General features: G+C 67.6%; 1 protein-coding gene. It reads left to right on the top strand.

Going from position 1 to position 1262, the window contains the following annotated elements; genetic code table 11:
• Positions 1-42: 42 nt before the first annotated feature.
• A complete protein-coding gene (locus AB0M99_RS37790) occupies positions 43-1239 on the top strand; it encodes an IS110 family transposase (protein WP_365928806.1) in 1197 nt (398 codons plus the stop codon).
• The last annotated feature ends 23 nt before the right edge of the window (positions 1240-1262 follow it).

The raw sequence follows: 1262 nt of genomic DNA, 5'->3' as shown, positions 1-1262 counted from the left end.
GCGAGGTCGTCTGCGGGATGGACTGACGACGAGCTGACGGAGGTGGCCGTGCCCCAGATCTGGGCCGGAATGGATATCGGCAAAGAGCATCACCACTGCGTGGTGATCAACGAACGCGGCGAGCGTCTGCTCTCCCGCCGGGTCCTGAACGACGAATCGGCCCTGCTGGAGTTGATCCGGGACGTCCTGGACATCGACCGGGACGTGCTGTGGGCGATCGACATCAACCACGGCGCCGCTGCCCTGGTGATCGGTCTGCTGCTCAACCACGACCAGCCGATGGCCTACCTCACCGGCCGGGCCGTCCACCACGCTTCCGGGACATACCGGGGCGAGGGCAAGACCGACGCCAAGGACGCCTTCGTCATCGCCGACCAGGCCCGCATGCGTCGCGACCTGGGCCAGCTGCGACCCGGCGACGAGATAGCCATCGACCTGCGCATCCTCACCGCCCGCCGCACCGACCTGGTGGCCGACCGCACCCGGCAGATCAACCGGCTTCGCGCTCAACTGCTGGAGATCTTCCCCGCGTTGGAGCGTTCCCTGGATATGACCAACAAGGGCCCGGTCATCTTCCTGACGGGTTACCAGACGCCGGCTGCCATCCGCCGCGCCGGTGCGAAGCGTATCGAGACCTGGTTGCGCAACCGGAAGGTCCGAGGCGCCGCCAGCCTGGCGAAGACCGTCGTGGAGACGGCCGAGGCCCAGTACACCGCTCTGCCCGGCGAGAAGCTGGGTGCCGCCATGGTGCTCCGCCTCGCCAAGGGGGTGATGGCCCTTGACGAGGAGATAAGCGAGCTCGACGCACTCGTCGAGGCCCGGTTTCGCGAGCATCCGCAGGCCGAGGTGATCCGCAGCCTGCCGGGCATGGGGAACCTGCTCGGAGCCGAGTTCCTGGCTGCCACCGGCGGCGACATGGATGCCTTCGGCAGCGCCGACCGGCTCGCCGGCTACGGCGGTGTCGCTCCTGCGCCACGAGACTCCGGACGCGTCAGCGGCAACCTTCACCGCCCGCGGCGCTACCACCGCGGCCTGCTGCGGGTCTTCTACCTTTCCGCGATGGCCAGCCTGAAATCCTGCCCGGCCTCGCGAACTTTCTACGACCGCAAGAGAGCCGAAGGCAAGGGACACAAGCAGGCCCTGATCGCCCTCGCCCGCCGGCGAGTGAATGTCCTCTGGGCGATGATCCGTGACGGACAGTGCTACCACGGGTCACTTCCCGTCACGGCAGCCGCTTGACTTCAGCATTGGGATGTTCCTTC

Origin of the sequence: Streptomyces sp. NPDC051183 (genome assembly GCF_040682455.1) — a bacterium.
Classification (GTDB): domain Bacteria; phylum Actinomycetota; class Actinomycetes; order Streptomycetales; family Streptomycetaceae; genus Streptomyces.
The sequence above is the reverse complement of the archived record's forward strand: the minus strand, read 5'-3'. Positions and strand labels throughout refer to the sequence as shown.